This window comes from Pantoea sp. F_5 (assembly GCF_008631595.1).
Taxonomy (GTDB): Bacteria; Pseudomonadota; Gammaproteobacteria; order Enterobacterales; family Enterobacteriaceae; genus Pantoea; species Pantoea gossypiicola.
The window spans coordinates 194,384-211,387 of sequence record NZ_VWUO01000001.1 but is presented as its reverse complement, the minus strand read 5'-3'; the positions used below and the strand labels follow the sequence as shown (position 1 = coordinate 211,387).

24 protein-coding genes and 1 tRNA gene are annotated in these 17,004 nt (G+C 51.6%); 2 read left to right on the top strand and 23 right to left on the bottom strand.

Going from position 1 to position 17,004, the window contains the following annotated elements; all coding sequences use genetic code 11:
• Positions 1 to 139: 139 nt before the first annotated feature.
• The 5 genes from F3I44_RS01080 to F3I44_RS01060 all read right to left on the bottom strand — a co-directional run bounded on the left by F3I44_RS01080 (position 140) and on the right by F3I44_RS01060 (position 5,499).
• Positions 140 to 2,074: a phage major capsid protein gene (locus tag F3I44_RS01080; RefSeq protein WP_150019200.1), complete on the bottom strand. Its 1,935-nt coding sequence runs from the start codon at positions 2,072 to 2,074 to the stop codon at positions 140 to 142.
• A 57-nt stretch (positions 2,075 to 2,131) separates the two neighbouring features.
• Positions 2,132 to 3,790, bottom strand: a complete 1,659-nt coding sequence (locus F3I44_RS01075; RefSeq protein ID WP_150019199.1) for a terminase large subunit — start codon at positions 3,788 to 3,790, stop codon at positions 2,132 to 2,134.
• A 3-nt stretch (positions 3,791 to 3,793) separates the two neighbouring features.
• On the bottom strand, positions 3,794 to 4,282 hold the full coding sequence (locus F3I44_RS01070) for a terminase small subunit (protein WP_150019198.1): 489 nt from the start codon (positions 4,280 to 4,282) through the stop codon (positions 3,794 to 3,796).
• 265 nt (positions 4,283 to 4,547) lie between these two features.
• On the bottom strand, positions 4,548 to 4,916 hold the full coding sequence (locus F3I44_RS01065; protein ID WP_150019197.1) for an HNH endonuclease: 369 nt from the start codon (positions 4,914 to 4,916) through the stop codon (positions 4,548 to 4,550).
• A complete protein-coding gene (locus F3I44_RS01060) occupies positions 4,909 to 5,499 on the bottom strand; it encodes a hypothetical protein (protein ID WP_150019196.1) in 591 nt (196 codons plus the stop codon). The genes F3I44_RS01065 and F3I44_RS01060 overlap by 8 nt, the downstream gene beginning before the upstream one ends.
• 104 nt (positions 5,500 to 5,603) lie before the next feature.
• Between F3I44_RS01060 and F3I44_RS01055 the strand changes: the two genes are divergently transcribed.
• Positions 5,604 to 5,873 (top strand): DUF1883 domain-containing protein, encoded by a 270-nt coding sequence (locus F3I44_RS01055; RefSeq protein WP_150019195.1) that lies wholly within the window; start codon positions 5,604 to 5,606, stop codon positions 5,871 to 5,873.
• Here F3I44_RS01055 and F3I44_RS01050 read toward each other — a convergent pair.
• From F3I44_RS01050 to F3I44_RS01010, 9 genes are all read right to left on the bottom strand, one after another.
• Positions 5,832 to 6,029: an Rrf2 family transcriptional regulator gene (locus tag F3I44_RS01050; protein WP_150019194.1), complete on the bottom strand. Its 198-nt coding sequence runs from the start codon at positions 6,027 to 6,029 to the stop codon at positions 5,832 to 5,834. The two genes, F3I44_RS01055 and F3I44_RS01050, sit on opposite strands and share 42 nt — an antisense overlap.
• Positions 6,030 to 6,050: 21 nt before the next feature.
• Entirely contained in the window at positions 6,051 to 7,508 is a 1,458-nt protein-coding gene (locus F3I44_RS01045; protein ID WP_150019193.1) for a glycosyltransferase family 2 protein, read from the bottom strand.
• Between the two features lie 253 nt (positions 7,509 to 7,761).
• Positions 7,762 to 7,941, bottom strand: coding sequence for a hypothetical protein (locus F3I44_RS01040; protein ID WP_150019192.1), 180 nt, complete (start codon positions 7,939 to 7,941; stop codon positions 7,762 to 7,764).
• 2 nt (positions 7,942 to 7,943) lie between these two features.
• Positions 7,944 to 8,213 carry a hypothetical protein gene (locus F3I44_RS01035; protein WP_150019191.1) on the bottom strand — a complete coding sequence of 90 codons (270 nt, stop codon included), beginning with the start codon at positions 8,211 to 8,213 and terminating at the stop codon, positions 7,944 to 7,946.
• A gap of 74 nt (positions 8,214 to 8,287) precedes the next feature.
• Complete coding sequence (locus F3I44_RS01030) at positions 8,288 to 8,635, bottom strand: Gp49 family protein (RefSeq protein ID WP_150019190.1); 348 nt, start codon at positions 8,633 to 8,635, stop codon at positions 8,288 to 8,290.
• A 36-nt stretch (positions 8,636 to 8,671) separates the two neighbouring features.
• The gene (locus tag F3I44_RS01025) at positions 8,672 to 8,944 is read right to left on the bottom strand and encodes a hypothetical protein (protein WP_150019189.1); all 273 of its coding nucleotides are present in this window, start codon (positions 8,942 to 8,944) and stop codon (positions 8,672 to 8,674) included.
• A gap of 15 nt (positions 8,945 to 8,959) precedes the next feature.
• Positions 8,960 to 9,421, bottom strand: a complete 462-nt coding sequence (locus F3I44_RS01020) for a lysis protein (protein ID WP_150019188.1) — start codon at positions 9,419 to 9,421, stop codon at positions 8,960 to 8,962.
• Complete coding sequence (locus F3I44_RS01015; protein ID WP_150019187.1) at positions 9,418 to 10,032, bottom strand: glycoside hydrolase family 19 protein; 615 nt, start codon at positions 10,030 to 10,032, stop codon at positions 9,418 to 9,420. The genes F3I44_RS01020 and F3I44_RS01015 overlap by 4 nt, the downstream gene beginning before the upstream one ends.
• The gene (locus tag F3I44_RS01010) at positions 10,025 to 10,369 is read right to left on the bottom strand and encodes a phage holin, lambda family (protein ID WP_150019186.1); all 345 of its coding nucleotides are present in this window, start codon (positions 10,367 to 10,369) and stop codon (positions 10,025 to 10,027) included. Before F3I44_RS01010 ends, F3I44_RS01015 begins: the two co-directional genes overlap by 8 nt.
• Positions 10,370 to 10,610: 241 nt before the next feature.
• Between F3I44_RS01010 and F3I44_RS01005 the strand changes: the two genes are divergently transcribed.
• Positions 10,611 to 10,913, top strand: coding sequence for a hypothetical protein (locus tag F3I44_RS01005; RefSeq protein ID WP_190286010.1), 303 nt, complete (start codon positions 10,611 to 10,613; stop codon positions 10,911 to 10,913).
• 20 nt (positions 10,914 to 10,933) lie between these two features.
• Here the strand turns inward: F3I44_RS01005 and F3I44_RS01000 are convergent, their stop codons facing one another.
• The 9 genes from F3I44_RS01000 to F3I44_RS00960 form a co-directional block, all read right to left on the bottom strand.
• Complete coding sequence (locus F3I44_RS01000; protein WP_150019184.1) at positions 10,934 to 11,152, bottom strand: DUF1327 domain-containing protein; 219 nt, start codon at positions 11,150 to 11,152, stop codon at positions 10,934 to 10,936.
• A gap of 85 nt (positions 11,153 to 11,237) precedes the next feature.
• Positions 11,238 to 11,313 (bottom strand) — tRNA-Thr (locus F3I44_RS00995).
• Between the two features lie 209 nt (positions 11,314 to 11,522).
• Positions 11,523 to 11,921: an antiterminator Q family protein gene (locus F3I44_RS00990; RefSeq protein WP_150019183.1), complete on the bottom strand. Its 399-nt coding sequence runs from the start codon at positions 11,919 to 11,921 to the stop codon at positions 11,523 to 11,525.
• The gene (locus F3I44_RS00985; protein ID WP_150019182.1) at positions 11,914 to 12,558 is read right to left on the bottom strand and encodes an MT-A70 family methyltransferase; all 645 of its coding nucleotides are present in this window, start codon (positions 12,556 to 12,558) and stop codon (positions 11,914 to 11,916) included. Before F3I44_RS00985 ends, F3I44_RS00990 begins: the two co-directional genes overlap by 8 nt.
• On the bottom strand, positions 12,555 to 13,130 hold the full coding sequence (locus F3I44_RS00980; RefSeq protein ID WP_150019181.1) for a recombination protein NinG: 576 nt from the start codon (positions 13,128 to 13,130) through the stop codon (positions 12,555 to 12,557). Before F3I44_RS00980 ends, F3I44_RS00985 begins: the two co-directional genes overlap by 4 nt.
• Complete coding sequence (locus F3I44_RS00975; RefSeq protein WP_150019180.1) at positions 13,127 to 14,101, bottom strand: toprim domain-containing protein; 975 nt, start codon at positions 14,099 to 14,101, stop codon at positions 13,127 to 13,129. The genes F3I44_RS00980 and F3I44_RS00975 overlap by 4 nt, the downstream gene beginning before the upstream one ends.
• On the bottom strand, positions 14,101 to 14,952 hold the full coding sequence (locus F3I44_RS00970) for a Rha family phage regulatory protein (protein ID WP_150019179.1): 852 nt from the start codon (positions 14,950 to 14,952) through the stop codon (positions 14,101 to 14,103). The genes F3I44_RS00975 and F3I44_RS00970 overlap by 1 nt, the downstream gene beginning before the upstream one ends.
• On the bottom strand, positions 14,949 to 16,481 hold the full coding sequence (locus F3I44_RS00965) for a DEAD/DEAH box helicase (RefSeq protein ID WP_150019178.1): 1,533 nt from the start codon (positions 16,479 to 16,481) through the stop codon (positions 14,949 to 14,951). Before F3I44_RS00965 ends, F3I44_RS00970 begins: the two co-directional genes overlap by 4 nt.
• Positions 16,475 to 16,975 (bottom strand): NUMOD4 domain-containing protein, encoded by a 501-nt coding sequence (locus F3I44_RS00960; protein WP_223811641.1) that lies wholly within the window; start codon positions 16,973 to 16,975, stop codon positions 16,475 to 16,477. The genes F3I44_RS00965 and F3I44_RS00960 overlap by 7 nt, the downstream gene beginning before the upstream one ends.
• Positions 16,976 to 17,004: the final 29 nt, after the last annotated feature.

The window sequence follows — 17,004 nt, the reverse complement described above, 5'->3', positions numbered from 1 at the left end:
TACCGAGCAGAACAAGTACCCTGGCGCACTGGTCATCCACAAATTTCACCTCCCCTGAACGGGAATCATGGGTATGCTGCAGATATCTGATCCTGACCATGAGTTACGGCGGGGTTTTGCCCCGCCCTCCTTTACCTGATTAGCTACCCTGACCGGTGCTGTAGTTGACGCCGGAGATAACCGCTACCGCAGCAGTGCGGCGACGCTTCCAGTTGATCCAGCGTTCGGCACGGATAGCCACGCTGTTTGTCTGGAACATGGAGACCATTTCAGTGGCGGTGGGCGTTCCGCTATCGCCAGCAGGCTCGCTTTCCATCTCCAGCGATGCTTCACGGGACATATCCACAGCAACGCCACCGTCATCCGCCAGATAAATATCCGGCGCGTTGACCAGCACCAGCAGATTTCCCACGTACTGAGAAACGATCACAGGAAGTCCCTGGAAGGTGCCGCCCAGCAGTGTCATATCCGGGTACTCCTTCTGCCCCAGCGCATTTTTACGCATGGACAGCGCCAGGGCAGTTGTACTCGACATAAGCCAGACCGCGCCATTCGGCTGAAGGTTTGCAGCCACAAAAACACCGAATGCAGCAGCAGCATCTTCATCCGGAATACCGGTAGAAGGAATCGCCGTGATGCCGTTTGTCACCGAAGCCGGGGAAACACCCGCAACCTCAGCTTTTGAAGGGTTGATAAAATCGGTGTCCAGCCGCGCAATCACAGCTTCTGCCAGCGCATTTCGCACCAGCGCATCAGCTGCAGGATTTGAGAAGCGGATCAGCTCGTCTGTCAGGACAGCAATCGCCGCAACCTTCGCAAAACTGAATGTAATGGACTCAAAGTCAAACTTCGTCAGCGGCTTGGCTTTACCCTGTCCAACCCAGCCTGCCGAGCCGCCGGAAGTCTGTGCAGGAATGCGGATGTTAAACGGAACCTGACGCAGCGAAGGAATATTTCCCTGCCCAAACCGGCCGATGATCGTCTGCGGACGCAGAAACTCAATGAAGTCCTTTGCATAATCCTGATATTCAACCAGTGCGCCCGCCCAGACAGGATCGGTCGTGGTACCCGCGCCAACGGCAGACTTGAGTACATGATGAAGCTTTGAGTCATCCGGATACTGCTTGCGTGCAATCTCCAGCGCTTCAGAGCGACTACCATTTGCCGCAGCCAGCGACTTGGCGAAGCGGGCAAAGGCAATCCCTTTTTCCAGCGTCTGTTCCACGCGGATAATTGAAGGTGCCCCCGTTTTGATGGAGCTGACCGCTCCGTTTGCAGCCTTATCGACCGGCTTGGCATTAGCGGCCAGGCTGGTTTCCATGTCACGCAGGCGCTTCAGATGAGCATCAACGGATTTGATTTCTGCGGACGTATTGTCGTAGCTCTCTTCTTCCTCAGCATCCAGAGTACGCCCTTCTTCAGCCGCTTTGGACATCACTTCATCAAGTGATGCTGCCAGCGCTGCACGCTTCGCTTCAAAGCTCTTAATTTGTTCTGCTACGTTCATCAGATTGTTTCCTGTTTTGGTTTTGGGTGCTGTAGCGCCAGCGGTTTTAGCGTTTTTTACCACCGGTTTCTTATTGCCTGACGCGGCGAGAAACTGTCGATCAAAAGATTTAACGGTATCGATAGAGCATTCGGCGTTTGCCGGTATGGTCACTGCCGATACTTCAAGCAGGTCCCAGGACAGAAAGCGGATGCCACCTTCATCCAGGAATGAGTATTCAATGGGCCGGAAACCGATGGAGAGTCCCCGCACCAAACCCGCCTTGATTGAAGTCCAGGCCTCATCAAGCCGCGAGGCCAGTTGTGAGGGCATATCTGGTGTGGGCTTGACCAGCTTTGCGGTAATTTGTAGCCCTTCTTTTACCCTCGCAGGCGTGCATATGCCTATGGGTTGGGTGCTGTCATGCTGCCAGAGAAACGGCGTATCGTTGCGGAACTTTGCCCCCTCTGACTCCAGGATGTCACCGTCACGGTCCGGTGACGGTGTGGAGGCGATGCCGGTAATAATCCGATCATCCTCGTTTACCGATTTCACCGTCATGAGAGTGCAGGCGTGCTTGAGCGCCATTAATTGCCTCCTTAAATGAAAAAACCCGCCGAAGCGGGTTGTCTGCAAATCATCTGGTCAGATGAAAAATACCTGATAATCTTTCTTTTTTGCCTCCGGGTTCAGCGCCATCAGCGACACGGCATTAAACAGCGCCATGAGGGGATCGATTTTGCCCTTACCACTCGCCTGCTTGGTGATCAGAATGGCGTTGCCTTTGGGTTCAACTCTGGCGTTACCCACGCACCAGGCCATAAGCGGCTGGCCTCCATGAACAAGCACGCCTTCAGCCAGTTTGCGCTCAGTGGTTTTTATCGCGCCACCCAGCCGCCAGCCCTGACTGACTCCGACGATATCATCGGCCGGGATTCCGGCCTCAACCAGTGCGTCCAGAATCTGTCCTACACCTGACGGGTCAATCCCTATTTTGTCGAGCAGTTCGGCCTCGTAAATTTGTGCAACATACGCCGCCACTTCTTCGGTATCCTGCCCGACGTTCTTAACGATGGTCATATCCCCGGCACCGCAAAAGTCGATAAAGCGGGATTGCTCACTCTTTCGTCGTGAAACCGCGATCTGATGCCCCCAGGCATGACACCAGCAGAGCCACTGGCGGCTCTCTTTATCCCGCCCGATCACACTCAGTCCCAGCAAATCATCAAGGCCGCCACCGTCAATGCCGACAGTGACCACTTCCGCCCGCCTGAGTATTTCATCAAACGTCACCCGCTGAGCCTGCTGTTCCCATACGTCAACGCCCGCCCAGCGATCGCTGCGCAGGTTTAAACCAATTTCGATATTAAGATGCTTGGCAAGAAACTGCTGCAGCGTACCGTCTGAACTGTTGCCGTATTTAAGATATTCGCTCTCAAGCCAGTCCTTACTGACCGAACGCCCCATATTCGGGTTGGTGACATAGAAATTTTCAGGATGCTGCCAGGCTTTGGCCTCAAGCATGGCTTCCGGAAATTCGTACAGAATGCCAAGCGTTTTAGGATCGCTAATTTTGCCATCGCGCACATCACGCCAGTAGTTCAGCTTTTGCTTAAAAATACCGGCCGGCGGCTCATCACTTTGCGTGGTCAGGTAGATTACCCAGCCCTCATTTCGTGAAACCTGCCCGCCCAGTGCCTCCATGAACATGGATTCGGCCTTACTCTGCTTGCCGAACAGCCAAAGTTCATCAACCAGAATGCGGCCCGACTTTTTACCGGATACCGTCTCTGCATCAGCAGCAACCACTTTCAGGCTGTTTCGTGTAACGCGGTGGGTAATGGTACGAATGTGATCCTGTACGTGAAATATGTCTGAAAGCTCTTCGTCAGCACGGATCATGCTGGCGGCGGGCTTGAAACTGTTATCAGCGACCTCTTTAGTGGGTGCCAGAATCAGGTGTTCTTCATCTTCCCGCCAGCACAGAATCAGGGCCGTCAGCATAATCCCGGCCGCGATAGTACTTTTGGTGTTCTTCTTGCTGATAAGCAATCCATACTCACGGATCAGCTGATTACCCGTTTCGGCATCATAACCACCGAAAATGACAGAAACGAAATCGAAAACCCATTGCTCCGAGCACTCACCAAATGTTGGCTTGCCCGGCAGGTCTGATACACGCAACTCTTTAAATATTGACAAGGCATGCTGGGCCACATCAGGAAATATTGGCGGCGGGATGATGGATTGCCGATTGATCAGTTTGTCTTCCCACCCCGGGCAGGCCGTTGACCATTGTGGCATTTTTTACCCTCTATTACTGACCACCAGTTTCGGCGGTGTCAGGCCTGAGAACTTACTGGCGACGGATTTAGCTGCTGCCAGTTTTGCATCCTTTTTGCCCCCTTCCCCCTTTTTGCTATGAATGTAGGGAAGCATGGCTTTTGCAGCATCCTTGCGGGTATCAATATCCTCGTGCTGGTCGTTCATCACCGCCTTCAGGAACTCAAGCGGGTCATCATATTCACCGACCGCAATAATGGTTTTCGCAGCGGATCCGGGGGGCGGGTTTACCGCTGGGGTATTAACTTTTTTCCCCAGTGACGGCACATCATCAACGTCAATTTTTTCTTTCTTTTTGCGTGCAATAAAGGCGATGACTTCCGGGTCCTTAGCAAGCTGCGACCCCTTAGATCGAGCGGAGTTTGCAGAATACCCAGCCTTTATAGCCGCATCTTTTTTCGACATACCGGAAATCAGCGCCAGCGCGAATTTTCGCTTCTGGGCTGTTAACATGTTTACACCCTCCAAACGGGGATATTTTCTGTGCGTGAGGGGGAGCGCGGTGTCGAAGGCGAAAGGGGGTGAGGTTCAGAGGTACCCCCCCCCACCCTGACCAGCCACCAGCCAGGCCCGTCACGGACGTCTGGACGGCGGCGTGGCTCGTCTGCTACCTCCACCCTGCCGCGATGGTGGATCGCCACCACCGCAGCGACATCCCTCATAGCGCGACGCGGCTTTTCACCCTGCTGATATCAATAATTGCAAGTTCATGCTTGCTTCACACAATCGTTACTGATGCACCGATATCTTCCGCTGGCACATGATGCTTCAGTGCTTCGCTGTCGGGCTGTCCGGATGCGACCTCTCGCAAGGACTTATCCCTGTGACACTCAATGCAAAGGGTCCAGAGATTATCTTCATTGTTGCTGCCACCGAACTGCAGAGCGATACGGTGATCCAGTTCGCTGCTATGCAGATCCACAACGCGCTGGCACATGCAGCAGTGACCACTGTCACGCACATAGATTCGGCGCTTCAGGTTCATCCTGGTACTGCCGCTAATGCGCCGCGCTTCACCGTACACTGGCTTGATGCGCCTTGTATCGATGGCTTTAAGCCTCGGCTGCAGGGTCTTCAGCTTAGCCATAAAACCTCCAGGCTCTGCGCCGTTCTGTCCGGAGAGCAGCATCAGGATGACGCTCGACCGAATCTCCGTCTGCATGATCCACCAGCGACCAGCAGGGGTAAATGACCACACCTCCATAGGCATCGCCCACAGCAAAGTCGGCGGGCTTTGTGACGTCCCATCGTGCAAGAATCCGTGGGATGCTGGCAGGCGGGGGGCTGTAGCAGACGCCATGAATTAGCCGTTTCATGGTGATGTAGTCTGTCTGCCGTTTATCGCTCTCGATAAGCTTCATCGCTATATCAAGCTGGTATTGAGGCGGCCTTCCGGTACCCAGATAGAAAGAGCACAGATCATCAGGAAATCTTGCCAGCCAGCCAGCAACCTTGTCTTTGAAACCCTCCACCAGCACTGCGTCATCTTCAATGATGACTACTCTGCAGACCTGCTTATTTGCCCACTCAAGCGCTCGACGGTGATTCCAGTTTGCTCCATGCTGATACTCATCAATAATCAGATGTGCCTTGAGCGACTTCGCCAGCTTTTCTGCCGGGTGCCTGCGTGAATGGTGACCGACGATTACATACGTTATGGCTTCGATCATTCATTAGCCCTGGTTACTATAGGGGTTCAGCCCGCCTGCGTTTGGGGCGCAGGCGCACACAGCAATAATGAGGGATGGCTGATTACCTCTGAAAAGGAAATGGTATGCATTATCTACACAAAAGAATGCAACTCAATGAGGGCGATACTGTTGTCGTTAACTGCTCTCATCAATGCAATATCCTTATGACGACTGACAGTAATTTTAATAGCTACAGAAGCGGCCGTAGATTTCAGCATCATGGAGGTGGCGGTTTTTTTAAGCGACTTCCGGCACACCTTCATGTTCCTTATTCTGGCTACTGGAACATAACGCTGGATCTCGGGGGCGGTTCAGCCAACATCGAATACGGTATTAACGTTATTCCAGCTTAAGGCCTCCCCTTTGGCCTGAGCTAATGCATCCTCAAGGGCGGCAATGATTTTTTGCTGAGTGCCGTCCTTTAAATAACCTTTTGATGCAATGCCCAACTTATTTGCAGTATCACGCATCCAGATGACGTTATCGTTTTCTGAGATTTCAATCTTCATCACTCTCTCCCGCCTTTCGGCTTATTTATGTTGCCACCAGGCATAATCTTTTCCTATGCCGTTTGACTTGAACACAGTATGAACGCGGGGTCCGGTCACCAGCCTGTCGCTGTAGCGGTGTGCAACTATGGCAAACGCGATCATGTCCCCGATAGCGGACGCTGCACCTTCCTTTTTCCAGCAGCGCAGTGATTCGATGTGGTAATACAGTCGGACGATGCCGTGAGCAACAGCCATCACTTCAGCGCGACTGCCGCCAAGCAATCCGGCATTAAGCATCAAATCCTTTCGGTGTTGAGTCAGGAACTGCTGATAACACGCTTCTGGGTGATTGGCTGCTGCCCAGGCGTCAGCATAGGTTTTCGGCTCCGAACCAACGTAAATTTTACCTGGCTCCATTTCCTGCCAGGGTTCATGAAGCATTTCTACGTCTGTGCCATCGGTACACCAGACCCAGCGGTATTCCGGGTGATCACGCAGATGCTGGTAAATGTGCAGCCAGCGCCGGAAATAGACGTTCATAGCCACATCCGGTACGCGATGAAGCGTTGCGCCTGCAGGTGCTGTTTCAAGTTCATCCACCAGCACAACAGCATCAGCGCTTTTTACAGATGCGGCCCATTTGCTTAGCAGGTCTGGGGTTGCCGCCATTTTGCTGCCGCGCTGCGGGTCTGGCTGACTGGTCAGTAGCGTGGTGATAACAACGTTACGCTGCTGACGATACTCAACATAGCCGGTGTAAAAACTGTCCCGGCGGTGACTATAGATAACTGAGTTTTTTGCCACCAGTGCCTGCCGCTCTGCTCCCGGTAGCGACCGGTCAACGGTTTCATGCTCATCGCATGAATGAATCAGCCTTTCAGAACCGACTACGTCAGCAAATGCCCAGCTTGTCAGCCCGGCGTTATGAATGCGCAGAGCCAAATCAGGATGCTCATACATGCCTCGCCCATAAACAGGATCGAAGCCGCCAACTTTATTTACTGCGCTGCGATGGTAATACAGCATCACGCCGCGCTGGCCTGTGTAAGCAATATGCTGTGCATCCTGAAAGAGGATGTTCATGTCTCTGAGCTTGCGCGGGCCGGCAAGGTCTAGGAACTGATAGGCCAGATGCGGCTCAGGAGAATCGATGTAAGGCTGATGCCAGTTTTCTGCGACTGGCCAGGCGTCATCGTCCCATAAAAATAATTGTTCGCACCCAGCGTCCATTAATGCTTCAAGACTCGCGTTCTTTGACGCTACAATCCCCTGTGACATGTCATGTCGAATAAGTCGGACCCCATCAGGGACCGTCACTGGCTTTTTGGACCCGTCATCTATAACTACCACCAGCGCACCGTATGGCAGATACTTAAGATGGTGTTCCAGGGCGCGGGATAGTACTTCGTGTCGATTGTGGGTGGAGATTGCTATGCCGATATTGGAAGTGGGATTGTTTGCTGGCGCGTATTTTACCCCATCAATAACAACGTTCATGTCAGCCTCACCGCTCCACGTCCCGGACAACCACTTCTTTTTTGAAACAGATAACAGTTAGCCAACTCCATTTGGTTAATGCTGCAATCAAAAGTAGTGGCTTCGTGTAAGGGCGAAGCGTCCACTTAATCGAGTATTTAAACGTAGCCATTTAGAATGTCCTGCTAAAAGTAAGGGTGTCAGCGGGCAAGCAATTTTAAATTAATTCTGCATTATCGAGCATTCCCGGAGGAATGCTCTGTAACACGAACTATCAGACCAGCTTTTTAGCCAGCGCGACGACATCTTCAAACACCGATTCCACGTCGTGACCTGCTACTTTCAGCAGTTCTTTCACTTTCGCCAGCACAGCATCAGTGTTGCTGCTGTTATCGACTGTGTCGTTTGTATCAGTGTTCTGTTGATCGTTTACATCATTCAGCGGTTCGGACATTTTCAGTTCTCCAGTAGTGACTTTTTTGACGCGTCGTTTCGCGCCTCTTCGGAATGCTGAATGAATTTCTCATCCAGCTTTGCTTTCAGCTCATCAATCTGAGCCTGAAAATGGGCTTCAGCCTGTTTCCATGCATCTCGGATGGCTAATAGCTCAGTAGCGGCCTTAGCCGGCGCGTTCTTCCATCGAAACAGGCCAACCATATAACCTGCTATGAAACCCAGGGCGAGCGCAGCCAGCGCCCATATAATCGGGACGTTAGCACTGAACATTCATATTTCCTTATGAGGAATTTATTGGGGGGATAATGCTGGTGCGAATCTTGAAAACTTTATTTTGATGAGGGCTATTGTTCGCTTAATTTCTGCTTCAACAAATAGCCTTCCAGCGGCCAGATTTTCTGGATAGCGTTCTCGCGCGCAATCTGACGACCGATTTCAGCGTCGAAGTTCTCCGGACTGGCGCAGGCACTTTCACCGGTGACGCTGAACCCGTTTTTCAAAGTCAGTACGCAAAATGTCAGACATGATAGTGATGCAGGGGCATCGCGCGGAGTTCCGTACGCCCCATTAACACCATCCTGCGCAGTAAAATAGTGCTCACTGGAAATGACACTACCGATGTGTTCGGGAGTCACTCGCGGTGCGGTTTTGCCTTTGGCCTGAATTGCCTGTTCGATATCTTTGTCTGACATTTTACCACCTGTTAGTTACCGGCATTGCTGCCTGATTTATGGCTTAACCTTAATAACGCAGGTTGAGGACTGGCCCAGCATGATTTCCACCAGCTGGTGCGTGCCCGCATCCTCAAACGAAATCGTATCGCTGCTGCCTTCTTTGTCGTGACTTACCCGGCCAGTTGATATGCCGTGATAAATTTCCTGATGATAATTCCAGCACTGGACTTCATGAGGTGAGCCAAACGCCGTGAATTTTGAACGGGACGCATCGGTGCAGCCGGCAGCAACCGCACACAGCGCTATAACAAACAGTATTTTTTTCACAGTCTGACCTTTTGGTTATCTGAGACACTCGGTCTGCACATACCCCTGCAGATATTTCAGCTTTTCCCGGTCACGGATGATGCCGGCGCGGATGTCGAGAACGTTTCGTCGAGAATCTGCAGCGAGTTCGACGGCGGCTCCATCGCCCAGGCTGCCGGCCCCTGTCGCTGTGCCGGTACCGGACACGGGGCATTTTGCGTGGACGTACATGCGGCGAGTACCAGCGGCAAGCTGGCGGCGAAGAGCATCATTTTCAGATTCGGCAGCACTGAGCGCCTCCGTGTGGGTTTTATCGAGCACGGCCAGACGCTGCTGGCGCTGATTAATATCGGTGATGGTGGCTGCCTGCTGTCTGGCTACTTTCTGGAATTGATACGCGGTGGTGCGCCACTCGGTAGCTTTAAGCCGGTAGTGCGCAGCGACAGAAGCAGACAGGAGAGCAACAGCAAGAAGCGCGGCTATAAAATATTCTTTCATGCCTTAAGTGCCACCAGCGCCATCTGATAACGAGCTCTGCGGTCATCAAGGCCATTGGTACCGCCATTAATAATCTTCGTGACAGCCTCAATATCGCCGCTGTGCCTCATGCAACCTTTAGAGGAAAAAAACCAGGCAGCCGAACGTGCGGCATATTTTTCCTGCTCTAGCAGTTGCGGTACCAGCAATAAATCGGCAACAAGTCCGGCTGCGCAGTCGCGGTAATTATTGTGGCCGGTTATCTGGATCAACCCACGACCACGATATTTCCAGCCATCATCCTGACCGTTATTTCCCATGCGGGTCCCGTACACGATGTTCGCAATAGCCTGCTGCTCTGCCGGATGGTCTGCGGTGCGCCCGTACTGTTGTGCAGTGTCGGGAGTAAAGTATTTACCAAAGGTTGCAAGTAGTCCTTCCGGCGAATAATTCAGGCTTTCGGCGATGCGAGTAAATCCTGAGGATTCATGCCCCACCTGGGCGATAAACATCGCCTGGTCGTCAGCAGAAGTGATAGCAAATTCTTTCATCGCGGCGTCAATGTGCGGAAACCATCGCACGGCCAGTTCGTCGCTGATATTCGCCGCCTGCTGAAACTGTGTTTTATTCAATTTCTTTTTCCTTTTGTTCATCCATACCGGCACGGCGATAAACCAGCGCCAGGGCAATGTCGCGAAGGCGGTCAGCACCCACGAATCCAACCAGGCCACCGACAAACGCACCCGCATTGGGGGGCAGGCCGAAATATTCCAGCATGGCGGAAAGTGACAGCGCGAAGAGACCGCAGATCAGCGCACCGGTAATGGTGTAAAGACGCGGCTTCCCCGCACGAATGTCGTTCAGGGCCGATATAGTCAGTGCAGCGCCAGCCGCATATACCGAAGGCAGATAGGTCGCAATCCATTTCAAGGTCTGATTCGCTATATCGGGCAGGTGGTTGTCATTCATATTGCCTCCGCCCGTATGGCGGCAGATGAAAAGAAGAAAGCCACACGCCAGCCGTGCGCAGGTGCGCGATAAGATGCTGGTCGTGGCTTTCGTTATGGGTAAACAGATATTTCTATGACTTAAGTCACCAGCCATTACTTCATACTAAATAAAATCCAATCTCAGCCCGCCCGTGTTTGGGGCACGGACGAAAGTCACTTTAGAGAGATGGCTGATAACTCTCTGACAAAGGAGAATCATTATGGAAGGACTTGATTTTTTTAAGCCCTTAAGCTCACAGCTTGATAAAGTGTTGCCTCACCTTATCGGTCAAAAAGAAGTGCTGGATAATGTGTTACCTTATTATCTTGCTGTAATTGCAAAAATTTCGGGCAAAAGCCCGGATGAAATATTCGGATATAACGCCAAAGCACTTGAGGCTGTGTTTGGCACATCAAAAGCCGGCAAGAGTCATAAGGAACGTGCCGAATCAGAATATGCGTATCTGGTCCATGCTAAGGTACGGGAGATTTTTGATAAATTGCCAGGCAATGATGAGTCGTAACAAAGCAGGATAGGCACTGCTTAAAGTTGAGAGGCAATATCCTTAAGCGCCCGGGTTGCTTTGGTAATTGCCTCTTTTTCGTAATATGAAAGTGATTCACCGTCCACTTTTTCAATACGGCAATTCAATGTCAGTATTTCACCAAACACGAAGCCCCGTTGGCGCAGAGTAACTGTTGCATTAACCGACTCCCCTTCAGTACCTAAACTGGTTACAGCAAATTCATAATCTGTACTCATTTTAATTGTTCTCCATTTAGCTGGCCCGCCAGAAGGCGAGCCTGTTAATAGTGCGGGCGCTACCCCGCTGCGTTAGCGTGTTATATGGTGCCGGTTGCAGGCTTCGAACCCGCGACATCCTGATTACAGGTCAGGCGCTCTGCCATCTGAGCTAAACCGGCGAATTTAGATACAAAAAAGGCCCGCCGAAGCGAGCTCTCAAATAGTTTAGTGATGTTACCTATCCGCTAGAGGGTATGTGGAAGGTTTTATCCCTCCGCAGGGATAGGAATAAAAAACCTCGCTGGGTAGCGAGGTTTCAAATGCTATGTGCCAGTACGTTGTGACCAGTCATAACAGACTATCTTCTTTTTTACGTACGTAAATATCTTTATGCGGTCTTTACGATATTTTCTTTCTCGACATACCGATCCATTTCAAGCGGTATATCAAGCATCATCAGCATCCCATCAACTACGCCTTCCGCTTTCTGTAGCTTTTTACCAATATGCCCGTCAGAACAATTATGTTTGCGGGCAAGTGCCATAAAGGTCATGCCGAAGATGTAATAATCAAAAAGCAAATCATGCAGGTCCGAATTGTTTTTGTTAAGTTTTGCAATGCAACTGGAAATAATCATTGCGTCATCGTCGCAGCAGGCTGTTCGCGATTTAACTCTTGATGGTATGAGTCCTTTGAAGCCACCAGCAATACCGCTCCACTGTACATGTTCATTGTTGTTTGCCGCCCAGGCACCCCAGCGCTCAAGCACCATCTGAATATCACGCATTATTTCGCACCTCGCTAAACGTACCCGGAAACACTTCAACCACGCTTTCACACTGATTACCCCAGCAATCCCACCCATCAACGCTGGCGCGGGCAAATAATTCTATGCGCTGAACATCACCGTAAAGTTGCTCCAGACGATAGCGAGCCTCTGCGGGTTTCTCGCTATGCTCTCCCAGACAGGAAAAAATAACCTGTTTCACTGCGGCGCTGGCGCGGGGTAAGCCCGTTCCGCAGGTGGCAATCAGTAAGTCTTCTGTATTGGCGCGTGTATGGTTGCCGCCGTTCATGCGAGTCTCAGCATTGAGCATGTCCAGCAGATCGTTAAAATCAAACAGCGTTTGCTCTGCCAGCGCTTTATTGAATCGCTGTTCAGCCAGCTGGTTCAGTTTCACCCACGTCAGGCCCTTCATGGTTCTGACAGTGAAACCCCACGCCTCTGCCAGCTCACGTGCTTCCTGATTGTGTGTGCCGGTGTACCACATCGCCAGCACAGCATTATCTGCTGCAAGTTCCCAAACGGGCAGTCGCTTAAGTTCAGTCAGCGTCATAGTGCTGTAGTGATTTTTGGCTGCTCCATTACTGACTGTATTACCGTAAGACCACGGTGGATCGGCATAAATCAGTTGATAACTCATGCGGCTCTCTCTTTTTTCAGGGCTCTCACTTTATGGCGATAAAGTCGGGCTATTTCTTCGTAATCATTACGCCCGTAATGCTTCAGCTCATGTGGGCCAACAAGACGGTCAAAACGTGCCTGGCCGATTTTGGTTATCAGATTGGGCCTGTACTGGCTCAGATTTCCCGACTTGTGATTGTTACAGGCTGAACATTGCTTATGGCAATTGTCCTCGTCGAACCTCAGCTCAGGATTGCTGCCAACAGTCCGGTAATGCCCAGCGTGGTACTGCCCATCATGAAACCGACCACAACTGATGCATGGTTCCGCAGCGTCTCGTTCCCTGATGTAAGCGTTGAAGGCTTCCTGCGCTTTCGCCCGGAAATAACTTAACGGTTTAACCTCCAGTTTTCTGATTTTCAGCTTGTCTTTTTTATCCCGTTCGGCTAAACGCACTCTGGCGGCACGCTGATAGCTGACGGCACACACCGGACCACAGACTTTTTGCAGGTAGCGATCAGGTGTGAATACCGTCAGGCACTGTGGGCAGGTTTTGGGCTTGTAAACCCGCTTTTTGCTTTTAGTTTTCAATGGCGGCTCCCCCTGGGTGGGAATGTCAGCTCGTAGACGTCCATGCCATTCAGCAGAACATCATTAAAATCCCCTCTCTCAGGCCAGCGGATAGATACCATCTCCAGATCGTTCTTAGCGTGAAGGTTGGCAGACGCACATTCAAAAGCAGCTGCATGACCCGCAGCGTTATCGTCAGCATCAGCAAAGATAATCAGGTGCGTAACACCTTTCGGGACACGAAACTTTTTCATGAACGTGGTATTTAGGGTCGCCCAGGTGTGGCAACCAGTTATCTGATGACAAGCCAGCGCAGTCTCTATCCCTTCTGCAATACCGAGTGTGCTGGCAGATGGAAACATGCGGATCGCCACTGACCTGGCGTGATCCAGGTAACTGTCTTCCTGTAACTTCATCAGCTTTTTGGCTGCACCACCTGTGTGTGCCTTACGATCACCGTCCAGGAGAGTGCGGTGCAGATAACAAAGCTCACCCTTATCATCCGTTGCCAGCGCATACATCGACTGAAACTCTCTGCCAGCAGCACGCTGTTTATTGCAATAGCGAACCTGTTCGGCGGGTAATGCGTTAATCCCGCGATTCTTCAGATAACCCTCTGCACTGGTGCCTCGAAGAGGAACAAGACTCGCAAACTTACGACTGACAGTTAGCCGCTGTGTGGCAATGGGTGATCTGGCTTTTGGTATGCTGTCATGGCCCGGTGTGAACGTGTTGCCAATAAGCTGATCCACCTCATGTGCCAGTACCTTGAATTCTTTACCCGTGAAACCAGCAAGTAACGCCCAGCCATCACCCGATCCGCATGTGCAGATGTAAGAGCCAGAACCACCTTTATCGTCACAGCGGTATTTGCCCTTTTTGCCACATAGCGGACACTCACCCCTGAAATGATTTTTTCCGGTAACCGGTGGTAAACCGTAATATTCGAAAATCTCCGGCCAGCGGCCCATCGCCGCCTGTTTGGTGTTCATCAATGCCTCCCTACGCGATCAATGTCAGATTTGACGAATGAGGCGAGTGTTGCGGCATCGCTGATTCTGTCATTCAGCATTCTTGCAAGAGGGGAGTCAGCGGCTACCAGCATTGGGTACAACTTTTTACACCAGGCACGGTGAATGATATTCAGGTATTCAGCGACAACTTCGGCGTTATGAGATGCAGAACGCAGATCAGGTAAGGCAGGTTGAGTCAGCGCTGCTTCCATCTGGTTAAAAGCGTTGATGTAAGCCTCTTTGAACTGCGCAGCACGTTTGCCAGTGAAGCCCATAGCGAGGAACGCGAAGCCGTCACGGGTGATGCGGTAATACTTGGAGTCCCGACTTACCGCGCCAGCTCGGATGTTTTCTGTGTGAACGCAAAAATGCGTTGACATAAACTTCTCCGAACATTCAAGGGATTCAATTTTCCGAAGAACATCGGCATGACGTTTATGAAAATACTCTGCGATTGCAAAGGAGGTGGTAACGGCCTGGCCGTTGGTGACAGTAATTTTAGGTTGAGCAATAGCGGGGATCGTAGCCATGATGGCAGCCTCTGTGGAATGATTGTTACTACCACCCACAGATGCGAAGCCATGATTGGTGGTAGCCCAGACGGAGTTCGCATTACCGGCTTCCACAGATACCGGCGCTTCCAAAGAAGCCCCCGCCTGAGCCACCATTGACAGGTGCACAAAGGCTGCGCGCATAAAAAAACCGCTTAAAGCATGGTTATGCGCTGTGGAAAGTTCCGGGATGCGAAGCCCGGCAGCGGATTTTGCCGCTGCAACGGGACTATAACGCCCGGAACTCGAATTATCAATGCTGAGTAAGGTTGTGATCATGCTGCTTTACCTTCCTGCTTTTGTTTGCCCTTCACGTAGGCGATTTGCTTGGATTTGATGAAGTTGCTCACTTCAGGTGTGATTTCCATTGGGGTACGGTGTAATCCCTGTGGCCATACCTGAAATTTCTGTCGATAGGTGTGAGCGCACCAGCCATCACTGACAGGCTTTCCCTGGGCGCTGCGGATACGCTGGTAATAGAGAATTTGTGACCACCAGCTCTGTTTCTGCTCTTTGGTGTGGGTGACTTTCTCTTTCTTAACGCGGCTGAGTCCACGCGAACGATCAGTCTCTACATCTTCACCCGCCAGCGGTTTGAAGCCGCATTTCGGGCAGATGTAAATACCAACCGGTTTCACGTAATGGCAGGATGGACACTCTTTAGGAAGCTGCTCAGGTTCTTCAACCCGGCTGACGCGGACAGGCGCGGTTTCCATCCCGTCTGAGTCGGCGGGAAGATAGTCGTATTCGATGTCATCGGGGTAACCCAGCTTGCTGACGGTGCCGGTGTGATCGAATATCAGGCACTGTTCTTTGCCAGGAGCAGGACGCAGCCCACGACCCAGCGTCTGAATCCAGCGTATTTCCGATTTTGTTGGCCGGGCGAAGATGATGCAGCGAACATCACTGTCGAACCCGGCCACCAGCACACCAACGTTCACAATGATTTTTGTTATGCCCTGCTCAAAGCGACGGATGGTCAGCTGGCGCTGGTCATGTGGCGTGTGTGCCGTCATAACTTCCACCGCGACACCTGCCCTGCTAAATTCCATCGTGACGAAGTTCGCATGCGCTACGTTGACGCAGAAGCAGATCGTCGGCCGGTTCTGACCGTTCTCGAGCCAGTTCCTGACGATATCGCCGACAAGTGGCGCTGCGCTCATGATTTTGCCGATCTGTTCTTCGTTGTAGTCACTACCGTAGCCAGCCTGAACAGAAGTTTTGACACCTGTAAGGTCCGGGTGGGACGGCGCATAAAACTCATAAGGACTTAAAGCCCCGATTTCTATCAGTTCTTTCATCGTCGTCGGCTTAATCAGCTTCTGGTAGTAATTGCCCAGGAACTTCGCAAACGGCGTGCCGGACAAGCCAACCACTTTTACGTTTGTTTCCTGCGTCAGGTACTCAATTACTTTCAGAAGCTGTTTGCGACGCAGGTGCGCTTCATCAACGATCAGCAGGTCGATGTTGTCCGGGAATTTGCGACGAATGAGCGTGTCAGCAGACGCTATCTGGATCAGGTTCTGTGGGAAATATGACGGGTGATCACGCCACACATAGCTAATCTCGTCCTCTGGCAGGCCGTACTCAACAAACCGACTGGCAGTCTGATCCAGCAGCACTGTATAAGGAGCGACAAACATCACCCGTAGACCGCGAGAAACGAAACCATGAGTGATTAGCGCGGCGATGGCCGTCTTTCCAAAACCAACTGGCGCGTAAAGCATGAATGAGCCGTGTTGCTTCCAGGCTGCACGCAGCATGTTTAATGCCACTACCTGTTTTTCGCGGGGCTGGATGCTCAGCATGTCGCCTCCTGCATAACTTCAGCCTCAGTTCCCCATGCCAGATTTACTGCACGGTTATCTGACAAATCATTGTTTAAATGGCGCGGTGTTACATATCCGTGCGGGTTTGCGATAAATGCCGAAGCAACGAGCCAGTCAACGCAAAATTTGGCGCGTTTGCGATTGACGCTCAGGCTGACCGTTTTTGACCCATCACTGCATATGCGGCCTTTCATGATTACGCCGCGAATACGACGGATAAAAAAATCAGATGAACCAATGCGATCAATCCCCCTGACCCGTCCCAGGGTGCTGACTTCATATGCACGGGAGTAGTCTTCTACCGGTACAGGTTTCCATTGTTCTTCGGTTGCTGAAATAATCATTGTGGCCTCTACATTTGGATGGCTAAACGTCCATACGGCTGTGGACGATTTCAACCCCATACAGTGATCTTCTTTAACTACTGCTTTGTCTGGTAAAGCTTTTCCAAGGCGCTTCGCGCTTAAACCCAACACCGCCCCCTTTCCCCCAAATCAGATTC

What these genes read in the sequence shown, in the direction of transcription:
- F3I44_RS01080 (WP_150019200.1), bottom strand. Translation starts at nt 2,074, where the DNA reads ATGGCGCTCAAGCACGCCTGCACTCTCATGACGGTGAAATCGGTAAAC.
- F3I44_RS01075 (WP_150019199.1), bottom strand. Translation starts at nt 3,790, where the DNA reads ATGCCACAATGGTCAACGGCCTGCCCGGGGTGGGAAGACAAACTGATC.
- F3I44_RS01070 (WP_150019198.1), bottom strand. Translation starts at nt 4,282, where the DNA reads ATGTTAACAGCCCAGAAGCGAAAATTCGCGCTGGCGCTGATTTCCGGT.
- F3I44_RS01065 (WP_150019197.1), bottom strand. Translation starts at nt 4,916, where the DNA reads ATGGCTAAGCTGAAGACCCTGCAGCCGAGGCTTAAAGCCATCGATACA.
- F3I44_RS01060 (WP_150019196.1), bottom strand. Translation starts at nt 5,499, where the DNA reads ATGATCGAAGCCATAACGTATGTAATCGTCGGTCACCATTCACGCAGG.
- F3I44_RS01055 (WP_150019195.1), top strand. Translation starts at nt 5,604, where the DNA reads ATGCATTATCTACACAAAAGAATGCAACTCAATGAGGGCGATACTGTT.
- F3I44_RS01050 (WP_150019194.1), bottom strand. Translation starts at nt 6,029, where the DNA reads ATGAAGATTGAAATCTCAGAAAACGATAACGTCATCTGGATGCGTGAT.
- F3I44_RS01045 (WP_150019193.1), bottom strand. Translation starts at nt 7,508, where the DNA reads ATGAACGTTGTTATTGATGGGGTAAAATACGCGCCAGCAAACAATCCC.
- F3I44_RS01040 (WP_150019192.1), bottom strand. Translation starts at nt 7,941, where the DNA reads ATGTCCGAACCGCTGAATGATGTAAACGATCAACAGAACACTGATACA.
- F3I44_RS01035 (WP_150019191.1), bottom strand. Translation starts at nt 8,213, where the DNA reads ATGTTCAGTGCTAACGTCCCGATTATATGGGCGCTGGCTGCGCTCGCC.
- F3I44_RS01030 (WP_150019190.1), bottom strand. Translation starts at nt 8,635, where the DNA reads ATGTCAGACAAAGATATCGAACAGGCAATTCAGGCCAAAGGCAAAACC.
- F3I44_RS01020 (WP_150019188.1), bottom strand. Translation starts at nt 9,421, where the DNA reads ATGAAAGAATATTTTATAGCCGCGCTTCTTGCTGTTGCTCTCCTGTCT.
- F3I44_RS01010 (WP_150019186.1), bottom strand. Translation starts at nt 10,369, where the DNA reads ATGAATGACAACCACCTGCCCGATATAGCGAATCAGACCTTGAAATGG.
- F3I44_RS01005 (WP_190286010.1), top strand. Translation starts at nt 10,611, where the DNA reads ATGGAAGGACTTGATTTTTTTAAGCCCTTAAGCTCACAGCTTGATAAA.
- F3I44_RS01000 (WP_150019184.1), bottom strand. Translation starts at nt 11,152, where the DNA reads ATGAGTACAGATTATGAATTTGCTGTAACCAGTTTAGGTACTGAAGGG.
- F3I44_RS00990 (WP_150019183.1), bottom strand. Translation starts at nt 11,921, where the DNA reads ATGCGTGATATTCAGATGGTGCTTGAGCGCTGGGGTGCCTGGGCGGCA.
- F3I44_RS00985 (WP_150019182.1), bottom strand. Translation starts at nt 12,558, where the DNA reads ATGAGTTATCAACTGATTTATGCCGATCCACCGTGGTCTTACGGTAAT.
- F3I44_RS00975 (WP_150019180.1), bottom strand. Translation starts at nt 14,101, where the DNA reads ATGAACACCAAACAGGCGGCGATGGGCCGCTGGCCGGAGATTTTCGAA.
- F3I44_RS00970 (WP_150019179.1), bottom strand. Translation starts at nt 14,952, where the DNA reads ATGATCACAACCTTACTCAGCATTGATAATTCGAGTTCCGGGCGTTAT.
- F3I44_RS00965 (WP_150019178.1), bottom strand. Translation starts at nt 16,481, where the DNA reads ATGCTGAGCATCCAGCCCCGCGAAAAACAGGTAGTGGCATTAAACATG.